At 55.8% G+C, this 18,439-nt stretch carries 18 protein-coding genes; 4 read left to right on the forward strand and 14 right to left on the reverse strand.

Translation table 11 applies throughout. The annotated features are described in order from the left end of the window. Positions 1–567 precede the first annotated feature (567 nt). The 8 genes from proX to K5Y30_RS13735 form a co-directional block, all read right to left on the reverse strand. Positions 568–1,563, reverse strand: a complete 996-nt coding sequence (gene proX, locus K5Y30_RS13700) for a glycine betaine/L-proline ABC transporter substrate-binding protein ProX (RefSeq protein ID WP_101763435.1) — start codon at positions 1,561–1,563, stop codon at positions 568–570. Positions 1,564–1,626: 63 nt separating this feature from the next. Next, positions 1,627–2,811, reverse strand: a complete 1,185-nt coding sequence (gene proW / locus K5Y30_RS13705; RefSeq protein WP_222211790.1) for a glycine betaine/L-proline ABC transporter permease ProW — start codon at positions 2,809–2,811, stop codon at positions 1,627–1,629. Positions 2,812–2,813: 2 nt separating this feature from the next. Beyond that, positions 2,814–4,004 (reverse strand): glycine betaine/L-proline ABC transporter ATP-binding protein ProV, encoded by a 1,191-nt coding sequence (gene proV / locus K5Y30_RS13710; protein ID WP_222184363.1) that lies wholly within the window; start codon positions 4,002–4,004, stop codon positions 2,814–2,816. A gap of 399 nt (positions 4,005–4,403) precedes the next feature. After that, entirely contained in the window at positions 4,404–5,363 is a 960-nt protein-coding gene (nrdF, locus tag K5Y30_RS13715) for a class 1b ribonucleoside-diphosphate reductase subunit beta (RefSeq protein WP_222184365.1), read from the reverse strand. A gap of 8 nt (positions 5,364–5,371) precedes the next feature. Then, on the reverse strand, positions 5,372–7,510 hold the full coding sequence (nrdE, locus tag K5Y30_RS13720; RefSeq protein WP_222211792.1) for a class 1b ribonucleoside-diphosphate reductase subunit alpha: 2,139 nt from the start codon (positions 7,508–7,510) through the stop codon (positions 5,372–5,374). Further along, positions 7,489–7,893: a class Ib ribonucleoside-diphosphate reductase assembly flavoprotein NrdI gene (nrdI, locus tag K5Y30_RS13725; RefSeq protein ID WP_061718050.1), complete on the reverse strand. Its 405-nt coding sequence runs from the start codon at positions 7,891–7,893 to the stop codon at positions 7,489–7,491. Before nrdI ends, nrdE begins: the two co-directional genes overlap by 22 nt. 3 nt (positions 7,894–7,896) lie before the next feature. Beyond that, positions 7,897–8,139 carry a glutaredoxin-like protein NrdH gene (gene nrdH / locus K5Y30_RS13730; RefSeq protein ID WP_008101624.1) on the reverse strand — a complete coding sequence of 81 codons (243 nt, stop codon included), beginning with the start codon at positions 8,137–8,139 and terminating at the stop codon, positions 7,897–7,899. Between the two features lie 461 nt (positions 8,140–8,600). After that, entirely contained in the window at positions 8,601–8,921 is a 321-nt protein-coding gene (locus tag K5Y30_RS13735; RefSeq protein ID WP_222211794.1) for a DUF883 family protein, read from the reverse strand. Between the two features lie 150 nt (positions 8,922–9,071). On the opposite strand from K5Y30_RS13735, the gene K5Y30_RS13740 reads away from it, so the two are divergent. The 4 genes from K5Y30_RS13740 to K5Y30_RS13755 all read left to right on the forward strand — a co-directional run bounded on the left by K5Y30_RS13740 (position 9,072) and on the right by K5Y30_RS13755 (position 12,388). After that, a complete protein-coding gene (locus tag K5Y30_RS13740; protein WP_008101622.1) occupies positions 9,072–9,410 on the forward strand; it encodes a DUF2002 family protein in 339 nt (112 codons plus the stop codon). A gap of 133 nt (positions 9,411–9,543) precedes the next feature. Then, complete coding sequence (gene mmuP, locus K5Y30_RS13745) at positions 9,544–10,959, forward strand: S-methylmethionine permease (protein ID WP_222211797.1); 1,416 nt, start codon at positions 9,544–9,546, stop codon at positions 10,957–10,959. Further along, complete coding sequence (gene mmuM, locus K5Y30_RS13750) at positions 10,949–11,881, forward strand: homocysteine S-methyltransferase (protein ID WP_222211798.1); 933 nt, start codon at positions 10,949–10,951, stop codon at positions 11,879–11,881. The genes mmuP and mmuM overlap by 11 nt, the downstream gene beginning before the upstream one ends. Before the next feature lie 87 nt (positions 11,882–11,968). Further along, complete coding sequence (locus K5Y30_RS13755) at positions 11,969–12,388, forward strand: hypothetical protein (RefSeq protein ID WP_008101619.1); 420 nt, start codon at positions 11,969–11,971, stop codon at positions 12,386–12,388. Between the two features lie 102 nt (positions 12,389–12,490). On the opposite strand, the gene speG is transcribed toward K5Y30_RS13755, so the two are convergent. Genes speG through K5Y30_RS13785 form a run of 6 tightly spaced genes read right to left on the reverse strand, consistent with a single transcriptional unit; the run spans position 12,491 to position 18,015 of the window. Further along, positions 12,491–13,036: a spermidine N1-acetyltransferase gene (speG, locus tag K5Y30_RS13760; protein WP_008101618.1), complete on the reverse strand. Its 546-nt coding sequence runs from the start codon at positions 13,034–13,036 to the stop codon at positions 12,491–12,493. Next, positions 13,033–13,725 (reverse strand): ABC transporter ATP-binding protein, encoded by a 693-nt coding sequence (locus K5Y30_RS13765; RefSeq protein ID WP_137386313.1) that lies wholly within the window; start codon positions 13,723–13,725, stop codon positions 13,033–13,035. Before K5Y30_RS13765 ends, speG begins: the two co-directional genes overlap by 4 nt. After that, a complete protein-coding gene (locus K5Y30_RS13770) occupies positions 13,718–14,551 on the reverse strand; it encodes an ABC transporter ATP-binding protein (RefSeq protein ID WP_061718038.1) in 834 nt (277 codons plus the stop codon). Before K5Y30_RS13770 ends, K5Y30_RS13765 begins: the two co-directional genes overlap by 8 nt. Beyond that, positions 14,541–15,398: an ABC transporter permease gene (locus tag K5Y30_RS13775; protein WP_101763443.1), complete on the reverse strand. Its 858-nt coding sequence runs from the start codon at positions 15,396–15,398 to the stop codon at positions 14,541–14,543. Before K5Y30_RS13775 ends, K5Y30_RS13770 begins: the two co-directional genes overlap by 11 nt. Continuing rightward, positions 15,395–16,447 (reverse strand): ABC transporter permease, encoded by a 1,053-nt coding sequence (locus tag K5Y30_RS13780; RefSeq protein ID WP_222211799.1) that lies wholly within the window; start codon positions 16,445–16,447, stop codon positions 15,395–15,397. The genes K5Y30_RS13775 and K5Y30_RS13780 overlap by 4 nt, the downstream gene beginning before the upstream one ends. Beyond that, the gene (locus K5Y30_RS13785) at positions 16,447–18,015 is read right to left on the reverse strand and encodes an ABC transporter substrate-binding protein (RefSeq protein ID WP_222184374.1); all 1,569 of its coding nucleotides are present in this window, start codon (positions 18,013–18,015) and stop codon (positions 16,447–16,449) included. The genes K5Y30_RS13780 and K5Y30_RS13785 overlap by 1 nt, the downstream gene beginning before the upstream one ends. Between the last annotated feature and the right edge of the window lie 424 nt (positions 18,016–18,439).

Raw genomic sequence — 18,439 nt, forward strand, 5'->3', positions numbered from 1 at the left:
TTGCCCTGACATCCCACCTGAACATACAGGCAGCCGATGCCATCAATTCATCTCGGGAAACCTTTTTACAGATAAATAATTTCGCGAGAAAAAATAACTCTGGTGAATAACTGCGCTGCTAACCATAACAAACCCAATCATTAATGAATAGTATTGCTCAGCGGTTTAGAACCATCTTTACGATTTCTAAACACTTTTCGCGCGCCGCTTATCCACGTAAATCAAGCTGTTGATTAACATGCTCTTAACAACGCCCGCGCGAATGCGACACCAGCCAAAGTGATGGAATTTGATCGCTAAACGGGAAGCAGTCATTGCGTGCGGATAAGAGAGATAATCATTTGTAGGTAATAGTAACCGAAAAAATTATTTCAATGGTGTGTTAATTAACAGGACGTACCAGTGCGCTATAGCGCACGCTTCGCTTATTGAGGGAAAGGAAAAGGGGAAGGCAGCCATTTGCCGTAGCGGCGCAATTTATTGCGCTGAGTTCTTGAAGTGGATTTCTTGCATGAAAAACGGCGCGATAAATCGCGCCGCTACAATACCAACGCTAATGTAAATGCGTTACTTCGCTGCCGCCAGTGCGTCCTGAATCCACTTATCGAATTCCGCCTGGTGGCCTTTGATCCAGCCATCAACGTGGCCATTGATATCGGCTTCAGAAGCATGGCCCGCATGCATCGCCGCATTCTCGGCGTTGATGTCGCCAATCGGCAGCTTCATCTCAGCAAACAGCTTTGCCGCGGCCGGGTTTTTCTCGGTCCAGGCTTTGTTGGCGACGATATGCATGGTGTTCACCGGGAAACCGTAGTTAGCCCCGTTCGCCAGCTTGGTATCGACTTTGCTCTGCTCGCCCGGCAGTGAAGAGAACGGCACCTGCAGCCATACCACATCTTTACCCGGCTTCAGCACGTCGCTGACCCAATACGGCGTCCAGGTGTAATAAAACACCGGTTTGCCCTGTTTAAAGCGCGTGATGGTATCGGCGATCATCGCCGAGTAGTTGCCCTGATTGTGCTCCACGGTGTTGCTCAGCTTGTAGGCATCAATCTGGTGATTAATCACCGCTTCACAGCCCCAGCCTGGCGTACAGCCGGTCAAATCCGCTTTGCCATCACCATTGGTATCAAACAGTTTGGCGATCTTGGGATCTTTCAGCTGTTCAATATTGGTGATGTGATACTGCTCGGCGGTTTTCTTATCGATCAGGTAACCCTGAGCCGCGCCACCGACGTAAGTGCCCTGGCGATAAAACTTCGCATCGCCGCCCGCGGCTTTATACATATCGTCGTGCAGCGGTTGCCAGTTGGTGGCAATAAAGGTGGCATCACCGGCTGCGATGGTGGTGTACGCCACGTTGTAATCAATCTCGCTTGGCTTCTCAACGGTATAACCGAGTTTCTCCAGCGCGCGGCTCACCAACAGCGTTTGGAAGGTCTCTTCAGAGATGGTGCTCTGCGTCGGTTTAACGGTGATGCCTTTACCGGGCAGGTCGGCGGCGGACACGTGCGTCGCGGCGAACGTCGTCAGGACGGCGGCGATGAGAGCTGTCTTGCGCATAGTCATTCCTTATTTTACGTGTTACGTCGAAGACGGGCGGCCGCAGCGGACCGCCCATTGAAATCAGGCTTTTTTACTGAAAGGGCGCATCAGCAGACCGAGCGGGCCAGTGCTGTACCAGTGACGGCTGCCACGGCTGCGGCTGTCGCGGCCCATCGACTGCGTCAAGCGATCGAGGATAATGGCGAGGATCACGATGCCCACGCCACCGACGGTGGCGAGGCCCATATCCAGGCGACCAATGCCGCGCAGCACCATCTGACCGAGACCGCCAACCGCGATCATCGAGGCGATCACCACCATCGACAGCGCCAGCATCAGCGTCTGGTTTACGCCAGCCATGATGGTCGGCATCGCCAGCGGCAGCTGCACTTTGAACAGCATCTGACGCGGGCTGGCACCGAAGGATTCACTCGCTTCAATCAGGTCGGCTGGTACCTGCTTAATCCCAAGAATGGTGAGGCGCACAATCGGCGGCAGCGCAAAGATAATGGTCACCACTACGCCCGGCACGTTGCCGATACCAAACAGCATGACGATCGGCACCAGATAGACGAAGGCCGGCGTGGTCTGCATTGCATCTAGCAGCGGACGAATAATGCGCGCGGCACGTTCACTGCGCGCCAGCCAGATGCCGAGCGGCAAGCCGATGATGATGCAGAACAGCAGGGCGGTTAGCACCAGCGCCAGCGTAACCATCGCCTGCGACCAGGCACCAATCGCGCCAATGGCAATCAGCGAGACCAATGTGGCAATGCCCATCGCCGGGCTGGCAATCTGCCAGGCGATCAGTGCGAACACCACAATCGCTACCGGCGCGGGCATGCCGAGCAGTAACTGCTGGAACGCGCTGAGGATGTAATCCACCGGCACGCGAATGCCCTGAAACACCGGGCGGAAATGGCTGACCACCCAATCGATGCCTTCAGTCACCCAGCTATCAAGCGGAATCCAGGTTTTATGGAACGGGTCCATGAGGTTGAAATGTTCCGGCGCGGGAGCGGGTGCGCTGCTCAGCCAGTCGCTGCTGCTGCTGCTGGCAGCATTGCTGGCGGCATCGTGGCCACCGCTGCTGGCGGCGGAGGGATCGCCCCATGCATCGGCGCTGCCGGAGCTGCTATCTGCAGGCGCGGCACCGCCGCTCGCCCAGGGATCGCTGCTGCTGGCGGCGGCGCTGGTATCGGTGGTGGCAGGTTGCTGGGTGGTTTGGCTGGCGCTTTCCCACGGATTCGCTGTTTGTTCGCTCATGATTAGGCTCCTTCACGGTCTAAAGCACGCAACAGCATGCTTTTTGAAATGATACCGACGTACTGATTCTCCTCGCTGACTACCGGCACGGCGCAGGGCGCTTGTGCCACATGCGACAGCAGATCGTTCAGGGAGGTATCGGCAGGAACCGCTAAGGGCGTGTCGAGCAGCGCGCTATCCAGCCCTTCACCGGCCGCCAGCGCGGCTTTCAATGAATCGGTGGACACCACGCCAACAAACTTCTGTTTCTCCAGCACGTAGCCATATTCGCGATCTTCATCCTGCAGCAGCTTGATGGCGGATCGCGGACCAAAACCGGCGGCTTTGCGGATCAGAGAACCCGCACTGCGACGCGCAATATCTTTGGCGCTAAACACGTGACTAATATCGACGCCGCGGAAGAAGGTGCGCACATAATCGTTGGCAGGATTATTGAGGATTTCATCCGGCGTGCCGACCTGTACCACTTCGCCGCCCTGCATAATGGCAATACGGTCGCCAATACGCATCGCTTCATCGAGGTCGTGAGAAATAAATACAATGGTACGCTGATGTTTGGCCTGCAGTTTTACCAGTTCATCCTGCATTTCGGTACGAATCAACGGATCAAGTGCTGAGAAAGCTTCATCCATTAATAAAATATCAGGATTAATCGCCAATGCGCGGGCTAATCCAACGCGTTGACGCATACCGCCAGAAAGTTCATCGGGGTAAGAGTGGGCGTAATTATCCAGGCCAACCTGACGCAATGCTTCCAGCGCTTTTTCCTGACGTTCGACTAAAGGAATGCCGGCTAATTCCATGCCAAAGGCGGCATTATTTAGCACCGTCATGTGTGGCATCAGCGCGAAGGATTGAAATACCATACTGATCTTATTTCTGCGGACTTCACGCAGTTCCGATTCCGATATTTTGGCAATATCGACACCGTCTATGATTACCTGGCCGCGAGTGGGCTCGATCAGACGATTGAGAAGGCGAACCATGGTGGACTTACCTGAACCTGAAAGCCCCATGATGACGAAGATCTCGCCTTCTTCAATGGCCAGACTGGCATTTTTGACGCCAACAGAGAGGCCGGTTTTTGCCAGAATACTCTCTTTGCTTTCGCCTTTATCGATCAGCTTAAATGCCTTTTCGGGATTATCCCCAAATACCTTATATAAATTCTTTACTTCGAGTTTAATTGCCATGCAGTAATTAATTTCCCGGTTAAATGTTTAACTATTTCTTGTTGTGGTCCTGAGTAAAATTAAGCGCCCTATACCCTAACATAGTGAAATTATCTGACAACCCTGAAGGGCGATATTTGGCAGCGCGCGCAGCAGTCAATCGCTAAAATTTCCAGTGCTCACAAGGGATGCGCGTGGATTGATTTTTTATGACGGAGAGTGTGATTTATCACTATTTCATGGCGGAAATGGTGTCAATGGCGTGAAAAAAGATATTGTTAGTGGAAATAGAAAGAGGGCGGTTGCGGGAGATTTAATTGTCTATTATGAACAGGAGATGGGAATAAATTTGGAATGCAGGTCGCCATAAATGGCGACCTGCATCGTAGGGTGCGCATTCATGCGCACCGGCTTTTAATGTTAAAAATTCCAGTCTTCGTCTTCGGTTTCTACGGCTTTACCCATTACATAGGAAGAACCTGAACCCGAGAAGAAGTCGTGGTTTTCATCGGCGTTGGGCGACAGCGCGGACAAAATCGCCGGGTTGACTGCGGTCAGTTCCGCCGGGAACAGCGCTTCGTAGCCGAGGTTCATTAGCGCTTTATTGGCGTTGTAGTGCAGGAAGGTTTTCACCTCTTCCGCCCAGCCGACGTCACCGTACAACGCTTCGGTATACACCACTTCGTTTTCGTACAGCGCCAGCAGCAAATCAATCGCGAACTGCTGCAGCTCTTCGCGGCGGCCAGCATCGACGTTTTCCAGCGCCTTTTGGTACTTATAGCCGATGTAGTAACCGTGTACCGCTTCGTCGCGAATGATCAGGCGAATCAGATCTGCGGTGTTGGTCAGCTTGCCACGGCTCGACCAATACATCGGCAGCCAGAAACCGGAGTAGAACAGGAACGATTCAAGGAACACGCTGGCGATTTTCTTCTTGAGCGGATCCTCGGCGCGATAGTGCTCCAGCACAATCTTCGCCTTGTTCTGCAACGCTTCATTCTCTTCACTCCAGCGATACGCCGCATCGACATCTGCGGTATTACACAGCGTGGAGAAAATCGAACTGTACGAACGCGCATGCACCGCTTCCATAAAGGAGATGTTCGACAGTACAGCTTCCTCGTGTGGCGTAATCGCATCTTCCATCAGGCCAGGCGCACCAATCACGTTCTGGATGGTGTCGAGCAGCGTCAATCCGGTAAACACGCGAATAGTCAGCTGTTGCTGCTGGTGGTCCAGCGACTGCCATGCGGGCAGATCGTTGGAGAGCGGCACTTTTTCCGGCAGCCAGAAATTACTGGTCAGTCGGTTCCACACTTCGAGGTCTTTTTCGTCCTGGATGCGGTTCCAGTTAATCGCTTGAATTTGTTTTAGTTGCATAGTTTTCATCACAGTGAGCAGGAGACGCAGCCCTGCACCTCGGTGCCTTGAAGCGCCATCTGGCGCAGACGGATGTAATAGAGCGTTTTGATGCCTTTTTTCCACGCGTAGATCTGCGCTTTGTTGATATCGCGCGTGGTGACGTCGTCGCGGAAGAACAGCGTCAGCGACAGGCCTTGATCGACGTGCTGCGTGGCTTCGGCGTAGGTATCAATAATCGCTTCCGGCCCAATTGAGTACGCATCCTGATAGAGGTCGAGATTGTTGTTGGTCATAAACGGCGCCGGATAGTAAACGCGGCCGGTTTTGCCCTCTTTACGGATCTCAATGCGCGACACAATCGGGTGAATGCTGGAGGTTGCATGGTTGATGTACGAGATCGAACCGGTGGGCGGAATCGCCTGCAGGTTCTGGTTGTACAGCCCATGTTGCATCACTGCTGCACGCAGCGCTTGCCAGTCGGCCTGCGTTGGCAGAGTCAGTCCGGCATCGGCGAACAGTTTTGCCACGCGCGCGGTGCGCGGCAGCCAGCGCTGTTCGACATATTTATCGAAGTAACTGCCGCTGGCGTATTTCGACTCGGCGAAACCGTCGAAACTCTTCTGATGCTCCTGCGCCAGCAGATTCGAGGTGCGCACGGCGTGATAGGTGACGCAATAGAAGTAAAGATTGGTGAAATCCAGCGCCTCTTCTGAACCGTACGCCATGCCTTCGCGCGCCAGATAACCATGCAGGTTCATCTGACCGAGGCCAATCGCGTGCGAGCGGCGATTGCCTTCCGCCACCGAAGGCACCGAATTGATCTCACTCATCTCGGAAACGGCGGTCAGGGCACGCACAGCGGTTTCCACGGTTTGCGCCAGATTGCGCGAATCCATGGCATGCGCAATGTTGAGAGAGCCGAGGTTGCAGGAGATATCTTTGCCGACGCGACGATAGCTAAGATCGTCATTGAATTCGCTGGCGCTGTTAACCTGCAAAATCTCGGAACAGAGATTACTCATGTTGATGCGCCCGGCAATCGGGTTGCTGCGGTTCACGCTGTCTTCAAACATGATGTACGGGTAGCCGGATTCAAACTGAATCTCCGCCAGCGTCTGGAAGAAATCGCGCGGCTTGATGTAGGTTTTGGTGATGCGATCGTCCGCCAGCATCTCGTCGTAATGGTCGCTAATGCTGATATCACCAAAGGCTTTGCCGTAGATGCGCTCGACATCGTACGGCGAGAACAGCGCCATATCGCGATTCTCTTTCGCCAGCTGGAAGGTGATATCCGGGATCACCACGCCGAGCGACAGCGTTTTGATGCGGATCTTCTCGTCGGCGTTTTCACGTTTGGTATCGAGAAAGCGGAAAATATCCGGGTGATGCGCATTCAGCCACACCGCACCTGCGCCCTGACGTGCACCCAGCTGGTTAGCGTAGGAGAACGCATCTTCCAGCATCTTCATCACCGGAATTACGCCGGACGACTGGTTCTCAATGCGCTTAATCGGCGCGCCTGATTCACGCAAATTGGAGAGCAGGAACGCTACGCCGCCGCCGCGTTTCGACAGTTGCAGCGCCGAGTTCACCGCGCGACCAATCGATTCCATGTTGTCTTCGATGCGCAGCAGGAAGCAGGAGACCAGCTCGCCGCGCTGCTGCTTACCGCAGTTAAGGAAAGTTGGCGTAGCCGGCTGGAAGCGACCGCTCAGCATTTCCGCCAGCAGCTCGCGCGCTAAGGTTTCATTGCCGCGTGCCAGCGTCAGCGCCACCATGCAGGCGCGCTGTTCGAAGGTTTCCAGATAGCGTTTGCCGTCGAAGGTTTTCAACGTGTAGCTGGTGTAAAACTTCCACGCCCCGAGGAAGGTGTGAAAGGCGAAACCTGCCGCATCAGCTTCATCGTGCAGCTGACACAGGAAATCGAAAGCGTACTGATTCAGCACCTCGGCTTCGTAGTAGCCTTCGGCCACCAGATAGCGCAGGCGCTCGCCTGCCGAGGCAAACTGCACGGTATTGGGTTGTACATGCTGCAGGAAGAACTGGCGCGTCGCTTCGTGATCTTTACTGAACTGGATGCGGCCATCGGCGTCATACAGGTTCAGCATCGCGTTAAGCGCGTGGTAATCAGTCAGCGAGCTGTTTAGGGTGTCTGTCGTTGCCAAAATTGGGTCACTCCCGCTTTTACATTAGCGATATCGTCGGGGGTTCCCATCAGCTCAAAGCGGTAGAGATAGGGAACCTGACATTTCTGCGCAATGATGTCGCCCGCCAGGCAATAGCCTTCACCGAAGTTGCGGTTACCGGCAGCGATCACCCCGCGAATCCCGCGTCGGTTGGCATCATCATTGAGGAATTGAATCACTTGTCTCGGCACCGCACCGCGCGAACTGCCGCCGCCGTAGCTCGGCACCACTAAAATGTAGGGCTGTTCGATATGCAGGCGCTGCTTGCCGTCAACCGGAATGCGGCGGGCAGGCAGCCCAAGACGCGTGATGAATCGGTGCGTGTTTTCCGACTGGCTAGAGAAATAAACCAGTGGAAACATGGCTTATCCCCCGACGGCCGCGAGCTGGCGCAGGCTGGCAATTTTGTCGGGACGGAAGCCACTCCAGTGATCGTCTTGCGTCATCACCACCGGCACCTGGCGATAGCCGAGAGATTTGAGGTTGTCGATGGCTTCTGGTTGGGTATCAAGGTTGATCAGCTGATAGTCGATACCTTTGCGGTCCATGGCATTTTTTGTCGCATTGCACTGGACACAGTTGTCTTTGGTGTAAATAATAATGCGCATGATTCGTATTTCCCTTTGATTGCGGTCAGATTGCGAGATACGAAGCAAATTCCTGTTTGCATCGAACTTCGTCCGTGACGACATTTGGTAGCTGGCTGATGGGTTGAATACTAGATGTAGTGGGTAAAAGGGTCAAGCCCACCAGATATAGGGTTTTGTGATTTTGATCTTCGGATATTCGCTAAGACCAGAGATCATGCGCCTTCCAGGCCGGAAAAATTTTTTGTAAAGGGAATGGAGTGGGAAGGTTGGTTGGATTTTGTGCGATTTGGCCCTCATCCCAGCCTTCTCCCGCAAGCGGGAGAAGGAGCCGATCCAGCATAGGTGTTACAGTTGAACGCCACCTAAACATTCCCTCTCCCGCCTGCGGGAGAGGGTTAGGGTGAGGGAAAGCGCGCACTATCTCGCGCCCACAAAAAAGCCCCGCATCAGCGAGGCTCATTGCATCAACGAACACATGCTTATCGGCGTGAAGACACCAGCAGCGCGCCAAGCACTAAACCTATCGCCGCACCGACGCCCACGCCGTGCCACGGCTTGTCGTGTACATAGGCATCAACCTGCGTACCCGCTTCACGCGCCGCTTGCGATACGCGACTCTGTCCGCCGCTCAGTTTGGCACGCGTCTGCTTCAGCAGCGCCTGCGCCTGGCTGCGTGCATTATCAACCTCATCTTTAGCTTCACTGCCATAAGATTTAAGTAACGCCTCTAGCGAATCGGCCAGTTCGTTTACATCCTGATTAATATCAATGTCATCGTTTTTTGCGCTTCGATTAAACATTTTTTAGCTCCCTTTGATTTAAAACGTAATAATCAGTGTAGACGAAGCGTGATTAAACGCAGGGATGTGCCAGGCTTTAGGGAAAATTCCGAATGCCCATGCCATCCTGCTGCTGTAAGGTTGCGGGGCTGTGAGAAGAGAGGAGCAAGCATGTATTTACGACCAGATGAGGTAGCGCGCGTACTTGAGAAAGTGGGCTTCGAAATGGATACCCAAACGCCAAAAATTTACGGTTATCGTCGCGGCGAAAACTATGTGTACGTCAATCGCGAAGCGCGTATGGGGCGGACCGCCTTAATCATTCACCCGACGCTGAAAGAGAAAAGCCAGAGCTTTGCTGAACCGGCTTCAGAGATGAAAACCTGCGATCATTACACGCAATTCCCACTCTACTTAATGGGCGATTCGCAGGAGCATTACGGTATTCCGCACGGCTTCAGCTCGCGCGTTGCGCTTGAGCGTTATCTGCAAGGTGTATTCGGCGCCTGATCTTGCGCCCCGTTTCGCGCGGGGCCGCAAACTCTCACTCAATCCTCTCTTTCTGTCCCGTTGCAAATCCGCACGCTGACGCGTATAACCTTGTGTCCATATAGATGTTCAGACGTCCATACGGATAAATATCATGCAAACTCAGGATACGCCTCCAGGGGAAAACTTTAAGCGCACCATGAAAGTACGGCATCTGGTGATGCTGTCGCTCGGCGGTGTGATCGGAACCGGGCTGTTCTTCAATACCGGCTACATCATCTCAACCACCGGTGCAGCCGGCACCTTGCTGGCCTATCTGATTGGTGCGCTGGTGGTGTGGCTGGTGATGGTCTGTCTTGGCGAACTGGCTGTGGCGATGCCGGAAACCGGCGCGTTCCACGTCTATGCCGCGCGCTATCTCAGTCCGGCCACCGGTTATACCGTCGCCTGGCTTTACTGGCTCACCTGGACGGTGGCGCTGGGTTCCAGCCTGACCGCCGCCGGGTTCTGTATGCAGTACTGGTTCCCAAGCGTGCCGGTGTGGACGTGGTGTCTGGTGTTCTGCATCGCTATTTATCTGCTGAATATCGTCTCAACGCGCTTTTTTGCCGAAGGTGAATTCTGGTTCTCCATCATTAAAGTGATCACCATCATCGCCTTTATCATTCTCGGTGCGGGTGCGATCTTTGGTTTTATCCCGATGAAAGACGGCAGCGCTGCGCCGGGATTACACAATCTCACCGCTTCCGGCTGGCTGCCGCACGGCACGCTGCCGATTCTGATGACCATGGTGGCGGTAAACTTCGCTTTCTCGGGCACGGAATTGATCGGTATCGCTGCCGGTGAAACCGAGCGGCCACAAAAAGCGCTGCCGCTGGCGATCCGCACCACCGTCGCACGGTTGATCATCTTCTTTATCGGCACGGTATTTGTGCTGGCGGCGCTGATCCCGATGGATCAGGCCGGGATCGTCAAAAGCCCGTTTGTGCTGGTGTTTGAAAAGATCGGCATCCCGTACGCGGCGGATATTTTCAACTTCGTGATCCTCACCGCCATTCTCTCCGCCGCCAACTCCGGCCTGTATGCTTCTGGCCGCATGTTGTGGTCGCTGGCTAATGAGAGGACGCTGCCGCGCTGTTTTGCGCGCGTCAACCGTCGTGGCATTCCGGTGCTGGCGCTGACCGTGAGCATGATTGGCGGCTTGCTGGCGCTGTTCTCCAGCGTGATTGCGCCGGACACGGTGTTTGTGGCGCTGTCGGCGATTTCCGGTTTTGCCGTGGTGGCGGTGTGGCTCAGCATCTGCGCCTCGCACTATGTGTTCCGTCGTCGCCATCTGCAGGCGGGCGGCAGCTTACAACAGCTGGCGTATCGCGCGCCGCTCTATCCGCTGACGCCGATTCTGGGCTTCCTGTTATGCCTGCTGGCGTGCGTCGGACTGGCATTCGATCCATCGCAGCGTATTGCGCTGTGGTGCGGCATTCCGTTTGTGCTGTTCTGCTATGCCGCATACCATGTCACGCAACGACGCAAGTCATCCCTTAAGGCTGAGGAGGCCAACGATGTCGCGTAATCCTATCGCGCAGGCTCTAACCCAAACTGACACGTTGATTCTGGATGGCGCGCTGGCGACCGAGCTGGAGGCGCGCGGCTGCAATCTGGCCGATGCGCTGTGGTCGGCCAAAGTGCTAATGGAAAATCCTGAGCTGATTTATCAGGTGCATCACGACTACTTTGCTGCCGGCGCGCATGTGGCGATCACTGCCAGCTATCAGGCCACGCCGCAGGGTTTTGCCGCGCGCGGCTTAGATGAAGCGCAGGCGCTGGCACTGATCAACCAGAGCGTAGAGCTGGCGCAGCGCGCGCGTGACGACTATCGCGCATCTTCCGCCAGCACCGCGCCATTGCTGGTGGCCGGTTCGGTCGGGCCGTATGGCGCTTTTCTGGCCAATGGTGCGGAGTATCGCGGTGATTACGCGCTGCCGGAAGAGGAGATGAAAGCGTTCCACCGTCCGCGCGTGAAGGCGTTGCTGGAAGCGGGTGTCGATCTGCTGGCCTGTGAAACGTTGCCGTCCTTTACCGAAGCGCAGGCGCTGGTGAGTTTACTGGCTGAATTCCCTGCCAGCAGCGCGTGGTTCTCCTTTACCCTGCGCGATGCCGAACACATCAGCGACGGCACGCCGTTGAGTAAAGTGGCTGAGCTGGTGCATGCGGCACCGCAGGTGGTGGCGGTTGGCATCAACTGCGTGGCGCTGGAGAGCGTAACGCCCGCTCTGCGCCGCTTCCAGGCGCTGTGTGATAAGCCGCTGCTGGTCTATCCGAACTCCGGCGAGCAGTACGATGCTAGCAGCAAAACCTGGCACTCCGCGCCGTCGGGCTGCACGCTGCATGACAAATTCGCTGAATGGCAGCAGGCGGGCGCACGTCTGATTGGCGGCTGCTGCCGAACCACGCCGCAGGATATCGCGGCGATTGCTGCCTGTTGTCAACCGTAATAAAGCGCAGAAAATCATCAGTGATAGCGCGATTAAGAACAGAAGGGCAGTTTACACTGTCCTATCTGATGCTGAAGCGGACCTGCTATGAACCTGCGACCTCTTTTTCCTGCCTGTGCGCTGCTGCTGAGCGGCTGCGCCACCATTGTCGGCACTGAAACGCAACCGGTAAAAATCGACTCCCTGCCGCAAGGCGCGCGTTTCACCGTGCAGGATGAGACCGGCCGCGCGGTGGCGCAGGGCTATACGCCGCAAACCGTCGAGCTGGCGAAATCGACCGGGAATTACTTTGGTAAGAAGCACTATCAGGTGATGCTGGAGAGTCCGGGCTACGTGCCGCTAACCTTGCCGATCGAGGCCAATGCCAATCTGTGGTATTTGCTCGGCAATATTCCGCTGTTGGGCTTCCCCGGCTGGCTGCTGGTCGATCCCTTCTACGGCGGCATGTACGATCTCAAACCAGAACATCCACAGCCGAAGCTGAACGTCGTCGGCGCGCGGGGTTAATAAGCCCGCACCGATCGTAGCGGCGCAATTTATTGCGCAATCTTGCCGCGAAAAAAAACAGCGCAATTAATTGCGCCGCTACAAATCATTCAACAGTTTGAGTTACTGCGCGGTAGGCTTCACCATCGCATTGGCGCTTTTATGCTGCGCCAGATGTTGCTGCTGGAAAATGCACATGCGGATGGTGTTGCGGTATTCGCCGTTGATGAAAAATTCGTGCTTCAGTACGCCTTCCACCTCAAAACCCAGCTTGGTGTAGATATGCACCGCCTTCTTATTCTCTTCATCGACAATCAGATAGAGTTTGTAGAGATTCAGCACCGAAAAGCCGTAATCCATCGCCAGCTTTGCCGCTTTGGTGGCTAAGCCTTTGCCCTGATGGGAAGGATCGATAATGATTTGAAACTCAGCGCGGCGATGCACGTGATTAATCTCGACCAACTCCACCAACCCGGCTTTGTGTCCATCATGCTCCACCACAAAGCGACGCTCGGTTTGGTCATGGATATGTTTGTCATACAGGTCTGAAAGCTCGACAAACGCTTCGTACGGTTCTTCAAACCAGTAACGCATCACGCTGGCGTTGTTATCTAATTGGTGCACAAAGCGTAAATCTTCCCGCTCCAGCGGACGTAACTTAACCGTCATACGGTGTTCCTTGTTGTTGAATGTTGCTCCACGATGCGGCCCTGCGCCATACGCGCCGCGCGATCGCACATGTGATCGATCACATCCGGATCGTGGCTGACCAGCACCATGGTTAAACCATCTTTTTGCTTTAGATCGTTGAGCAGGTTGAGGATCTCAGCCTGCACCGACATGTCCAGCGCCGAGGTCGGCTCATCCAGCAGCAGGATCTTGGGTTCCAGCAGCAGGGCGCGCACAATCGCTACGCGCTGACGCTGACCGCCTGAAAGCTGATGCGGATAGCGATCCGCCAGCGCCGGATCGAGCCCGACATGGCGGAACCCGGCATTAATGCGGTCGTCGATGTTATCACGTTTGAGCATTTTCAGCGGTTCCGCCAGCGTGCGACGCAGGCGATGGCGCGGATGCAGCGAAGCGTAGGGATCCTGAAACACCATCTGCACATCGCGGCGCAGCTGGCCGGTAAACGCTTTGCCGGGCTGCACGGCGGTGCCCGCCAGCGACATGCTGCCGCTCCAGTGCGGATTCAATCCCGCCAGCACCCACAGCAGCGACGACTTGCCGCAGCCGGACGGACCAACCAGACCAAAACACTCACCGGCCGCGACCTGCAGCGACACATCGTGCACCACGGTGCGCAGCTCGTAACCTTGCTTGTGCGAAACGCTGAGGTTCGCTAACTCAATCATAATTCTTCTCCAGCGCGGCACGATCCAGCACCGGCAAACGCTCGCCGTGCGTGGCTTTACTCGGGCGACAGGCCCACAAGGTGCTGGTGTAAGGATGGCTGGCGTTGGAGAGTTCGGACGCCGGCAAGGTATCCAGCACGCGGCCCTGATACATCACCATCACACGTTCGCAGTGCTCGGAAACCTGTTGCAGATCGTGGCTGATCAGCAGCAAACCCATGTTGCGCTGTTCAACCAGACGACGAATCAGCGCCAGTACCTGATCGCGCATCGCGTGATCGAGCGCCGACGTAGGTTCATCGGCGATCAGCAGTTCAGGATCGGTGATCAGGGCGATCGCCAGCATCACGCGTTGCCCCATGCCGCCAGAAAGTTGATGCGGATAGCGTTTCATCAGCTGACGCGGGTCGGGCAAGCCCACCGCATCCAGCATCTCGCACACTTTCTCTTTACGTTCAGCGCGGCTCAATTTGTGGTGCAGCACCAGCGGTTCTTCCACCTGCCAGCCAATGGTGCGCGTGGGATTAAGCGCATATTTCGGATCCTGCATCACCATCGCTACTTTGCTGCCGCGCAGTTGAATCCAGTCACGCTCGCGCAGGCTCAACGCATCGGTGCCGACAATCTGCAAACGATCGGCTTGCAAGTGCAGCGAAGGTGACAGCAAGCCCATCAGCGTGCGCGCGGTGAGTGATTTACCGGAACCGGATTCACCCACCAGCGCCACGCGCTCGCGGCCAATTTGAAAGCCGATGTTATCGACCAGCAGCGCATCATCGCTGCGAATCGTCAGGCCTTGTACATCAATTAACAGATCATTTGGCATGGCGAGTATCCAGTCGGTCACGCAGGCCATCGCCTGTCAGGTTAAACGCCAGGCTGGCGAACAGAATCGCGCCGCCGGGTGCGGCGGCTACCCACCATTGGTCGAAGATCACTTTACTGCCTTCTGCCACCATCGAACCCCATTCGGCGGTAGGCGGTTGCACGCCCATGCCAAGGAAGCCGAGGCCCGCCGCTGAAAGAATGATTCCGCCGAGGCTTAGCGCGGCACGTACCACCGCCGTTGGCATACACAGCGGCAGAATGTGGCCAAACATCAGGCGTAAACCGGTGATGCCCTGCATGCGCGCGGCGGCGAGGTAATCACTGCGGCGCAGCGCCAGCGTCTCCGCGCGCGCCTGACGGGCAAATGGCGGCCAGCTGGTGAGCGCCAGCGCCAGTGCACCATTCATCAAGCCGGGGCCGAGCATGGCGACCAGCGCCAGCGCGATCACCAGATTCGGCAGCGACAGGAAGATATCGGTTATGCGCATCAACACGCGCTCGGTCCAGCCGCCCACGTAACCGGCGGTGATGCCGACCAGCAGGCCAACCGGAATGGTCAGCACCAGAATCAGTGACACCAACAGCAGCGTTGGGCGCGCGCCATAAATCACGCGTGACAGCAGATCGCGGCCAAAGCCATCGGTGCCAAACCAGTGCAGCGCCGACGGCGCCTGCAAACGCTGGGAGATGATCTGCGCATTGGGATCGAAAGGCGCCAGCAATGGCGCGAACAACGCCATCGCCACCACAATCAGCACCAGCGTCAGGCCGATGGAAAGCGAGGTCACGCGCGCGCGGCGGCGGCGCGGACGCAGCGTTTCCAGTTCAGAGAGTTGTTGAGTCATCGGGTTCTCGGATCGGTTAACCAGGTCAGGGCATCGGCCAGCGCGTTGAGCAAAATAAAGCAGCTGCCAATTAGCAAGGTCGAGCCGAGAATCGCCGGTACATCGGAGGAAAACAGCGCGTTAGTCATGTAGCGACCAACGCCCGGCCAGGCAAATACCGTTTCAGTCAGTACCGAACCTTCCAGCAGCGTGGCGTAGGAGAGGGCGATAACGGTAATCAGCGTGCCCAGCACGTTGGGGAAAATATGACGCAGTAAAATGCGTCCACGGCTGGCACCTTTCGCACGCGCCAGCACCACATACTCTTTACTGCTCTCTTCCAGCAGCGCCGCGCGCAGCAGGCGCGTAATGCCCGCCATCGCCAGCAGGCCGAGAATCACCACCGGCAGCCACAAGTGGGCAATCGCATTGTGGAACATCTCGGGATCGCCGGACATCCAGCTATCAATCAGCACAAAGCCGGTTTTTGGCTCCAGCGTGTAGATCCAGATGTCATCAAGCTGGCCCGGTCCGGCGGACCAGTGCAGCACGGCATAAAACAGCAGCAAACCCAGCAGGCCGAGCCAGAACACTGGCACCGAGTAGCCTAGCAGCGACACAAAACGCGCCACGTTATCGATGATGCTGCCCGGTTTCCACGCCGCCAGCAGCGCTAAGGCAATGCCGAACACTGCAGCAAAAATCATCGCGCAGGTGGCCAGCTCAATGGTGGCCGGGAAGGTACGCATCAGGTCGGCGCTGACCGGTTGATTGGTCAGATGCGATAAGCCGAGATCGCCGCGCGCCAGATGGCTGATATAGCGCCAGAACTGCACCAGCACCGGCTGATCGAGGCCGAGATCGTGTCGCACCTGTGCGTAGGTGGCTTCGCTGGCGTGATCGCCTGCGATCTGTTGCACCGGATCGACTGGCGAAAGGTGCGACAGCATAAAAGTGAACGCTAACAAACCAACTAGCGTCACCAGCAGCGAGAGCAGGCTGGTAACGATGTGGCTAACGCGTTGCCAGAGTGGCCGGGCGAACCCGGCCTGTGAAGCTGACACTGCCATTACTTAGAAACCTGCGAGTAATACACCATGTCCGGGTTGATGCCCTGTACATAGCCTTGCAGATTGTCGCGCAGCGCAATCAGGTTTTTCGCCTGCAAGCCAATCACGTACGGCGAGTTCTTCAGCACTTCACGCTGCATCGCCTGATAGAGTTCGACGCGCTTGTTGTTATCGCTCTCGGCGGTGGCGGCCAGCGTTTGCTTGTTCAGCTCCGGGATGTGCCAGTCAGAACGGTAAGCCACGGTTTTGCTGCCATCTTCCGGGTTGTAAGCGAAGGATGCGGCGTTGGTATTGGGATCGAAATAGTCTGCGCCCCAGGCGTTGAGGGTGGCTTCATATTTGTGCGCCTTCACGCGGGTCGAGACTTCAGAGCTCAGGCCAGGTTGCACTTCCACCTTCACGCCGCCTTTGGCAAAGCTGCCCTGCAGCGCCTGCGCGATATCGAGGTAAGGCGGCTGGTTGCTGGTGGAGAGCTTGAAGCTGACGTTGGTCAGACCGGCTTTCTTCAGAATCGCTTTGGCTTTCTCAGGATCGTAAGTGTACGGCGTGTCGTTGATTGCGCCGAGGAAGCCTTTCGGCAGGAAGGTTTGATGCACGTCGAACTGGCCTTTCAGCAGGTCGTTAGCGATACCTTTATAGTCGAATAGGTATCGAGCTGCTTCCCACAGCGCCGGGTTCTTCAGCACCGGGTTTTCACCGATGTTGAACTGGATGTAATAGAGAGAAGCCATCGGAATCGCTTCGGTCTTCACGCCCGCTTTGCCTTTCAGCGAGGCGATCTGATCCGCACCGAGGTTACGCGCGATATCCACATCGCCCTGTTCCAGCAGCAGACGACGCGCAGCCGGTTCCGGAACGTTTTTAATCAGGATATTTTTCAGCTTCGGAGCGCCCGCTGGCGAAGTTGGATTCGCGCTCAGCAGAACCGCTTCGTGCAGCACCACTTTACGAATCTGATACGGGCCGCTACCGGCAGAGTGAGTACCGAGCCACGCGTGGCCGAAGTCACCGTTCTTCGCGTTGGCCTGCGCGGTTTTCTCATCAACAATCGAAGAGACCGGCGCGGAGAGCAGGCTGAGCACATACGCCGGGCTGACGTTGGCGCTCCAGCTGATCTGTACGTGGTTGTCATCAACCTTTTTCAGGAAGGTATCGACGTTGTCTTTATTCCAGCCAAGTTGGGTAAGAATAAAGGAGGGATCGAGGTTGAGTTTCACCACGCGACCCAGTGAGAAGATCACATCCTCCGGACGCAGCGGATTGCCGCTGGCGAACTGAGCACCTTTGCGTAGTTCAAACGTCAGGCTGCGATTATCGCTGCCCGCTTGCCAGGACGTGGCCAGCGTTGGCTGCAAATCGGTTGGATTAGTGGGATCGGACTGAACCAGGCGCTGATAAATGTTAGTGAACGCTTGCACCGTGGTGAGTTCGAAGCCCTGCGCAGGGTCGAAGCTGTCGGCATCATCGGTAGACTGGGCAATCACCAGCGTATCTTTCGGCGTCGCTGCCTGAACCGAGAAGGCGGCTACCAGCGATAACGCCAGCAGTGATGGAATAATTTTTTTCATGTTGTTTCCTTGCCTAAAAAAAGTAACGCGAGTTTACGAGAGCGCAGCAGTGAAGAATAGTCAATTTCAGGCTATGCATATGCATTAATGATCTAAGCTGTGGGGTTCAGTTATAAGGCTTGAAAGCGTTATGGGCTGTTGGAGAGGTGCGCATGAATGCGCACCCTACGAAAACCATAATGACTACCCATTTCCCGGTGCGCATAAATTGGCAAAGCCGTCGTAGGGGCGCCATTTATGGCGACCGGAATGCGATATATCAACTTAACTGCAACGGAATATAAATGATCGGTGACTAACCGATAATTAACTTTACTTCGTTACTTCCCGGAATATAATGGCCGCAATTTCAAAGCAGGAGAGTTCAGTTGGACAGTCACCCTTTTAGTAGGCATCACAAGGCAAGCTGACGCGCGAACTTTTT

This window comes from Pantoea sp. DY-5 (assembly GCF_019795955.1).
Taxonomy (GTDB): Bacteria; Pseudomonadota; Gammaproteobacteria; order Enterobacterales; family Enterobacteriaceae; genus Pantoea; species Pantoea leporis.

What these genes read in the sequence shown, in the direction of transcription:
- proX (WP_101763435.1), bottom strand. Translation starts at nt 1,563, where the DNA reads ATGCGCAAGACAGCTCTCATCGCCGCCGTCCTGACGACGTTCGCCGCG.
- proW (WP_222211790.1), bottom strand. Translation starts at nt 2,811, where the DNA reads ATGAGCGAACAAACAGCGAATCCGTGGGAAAGCGCCAGCCAAACCACC.
- proV (WP_222184363.1), bottom strand. Translation starts at nt 4,004, where the DNA reads ATGGCAATTAAACTCGAAGTAAAGAATTTATATAAGGTATTTGGGGAT.
- nrdF (WP_222184365.1), bottom strand. Translation starts at nt 5,363, where the DNA reads ATGCAACTAAAACAAATTCAAGCGATTAACTGGAACCGCATCCAGGAC.
- nrdI (WP_061718050.1), bottom strand. Translation starts at nt 7,893, where the DNA reads ATGTTTCCACTGGTTTATTTCTCTAGCCAGTCGGAAAACACGCACCGA.
- nrdH (WP_008101624.1), bottom strand. Translation starts at nt 8,139, where the DNA reads ATGCGCATTATTATTTACACCAAAGACAACTGTGTCCAGTGCAATGCG.
- K5Y30_RS13735 (WP_222211794.1), bottom strand. Translation starts at nt 8,921, where the DNA reads ATGTTTAATCGAAGCGCAAAAAACGATGACATTGATATTAATCAGGAT.
- K5Y30_RS13740 (WP_008101622.1), top strand. Translation starts at nt 9,072, where the DNA reads ATGTATTTACGACCAGATGAGGTAGCGCGCGTACTTGAGAAAGTGGGC.
- mmuP (WP_222211797.1), top strand. Translation starts at nt 9,544, where the DNA reads ATGCAAACTCAGGATACGCCTCCAGGGGAAAACTTTAAGCGCACCATG.
- mmuM (WP_222211798.1), top strand. Translation starts at nt 10,949, where the DNA reads ATGTCGCGTAATCCTATCGCGCAGGCTCTAACCCAAACTGACACGTTG.
- K5Y30_RS13755 (WP_008101619.1), top strand. Translation starts at nt 11,969, where the DNA reads ATGAACCTGCGACCTCTTTTTCCTGCCTGTGCGCTGCTGCTGAGCGGC.
- speG (WP_008101618.1), bottom strand. Translation starts at nt 13,036, where the DNA reads ATGACGGTTAAGTTACGTCCGCTGGAGCGGGAAGATTTACGCTTTGTG.
- K5Y30_RS13765 (WP_137386313.1), bottom strand. Translation starts at nt 13,725, where the DNA reads ATGATTGAGTTAGCGAACCTCAGCGTTTCGCACAAGCAAGGTTACGAG.
- K5Y30_RS13770 (WP_061718038.1), bottom strand. Translation starts at nt 14,551, where the DNA reads ATGCCAAATGATCTGTTAATTGATGTACAAGGCCTGACGATTCGCAGC.
- K5Y30_RS13775 (WP_101763443.1), bottom strand. Translation starts at nt 15,398, where the DNA reads ATGACTCAACAACTCTCTGAACTGGAAACGCTGCGTCCGCGCCGCCGC.
- K5Y30_RS13780 (WP_222211799.1), bottom strand. Translation starts at nt 16,447, where the DNA reads ATGGCAGTGTCAGCTTCACAGGCCGGGTTCGCCCGGCCACTCTGGCAA.
- K5Y30_RS13785 (WP_222184374.1), bottom strand. Translation starts at nt 18,015, where the DNA reads ATGAAAAAAATTATTCCATCACTGCTGGCGTTATCGCTGGTAGCCGCC.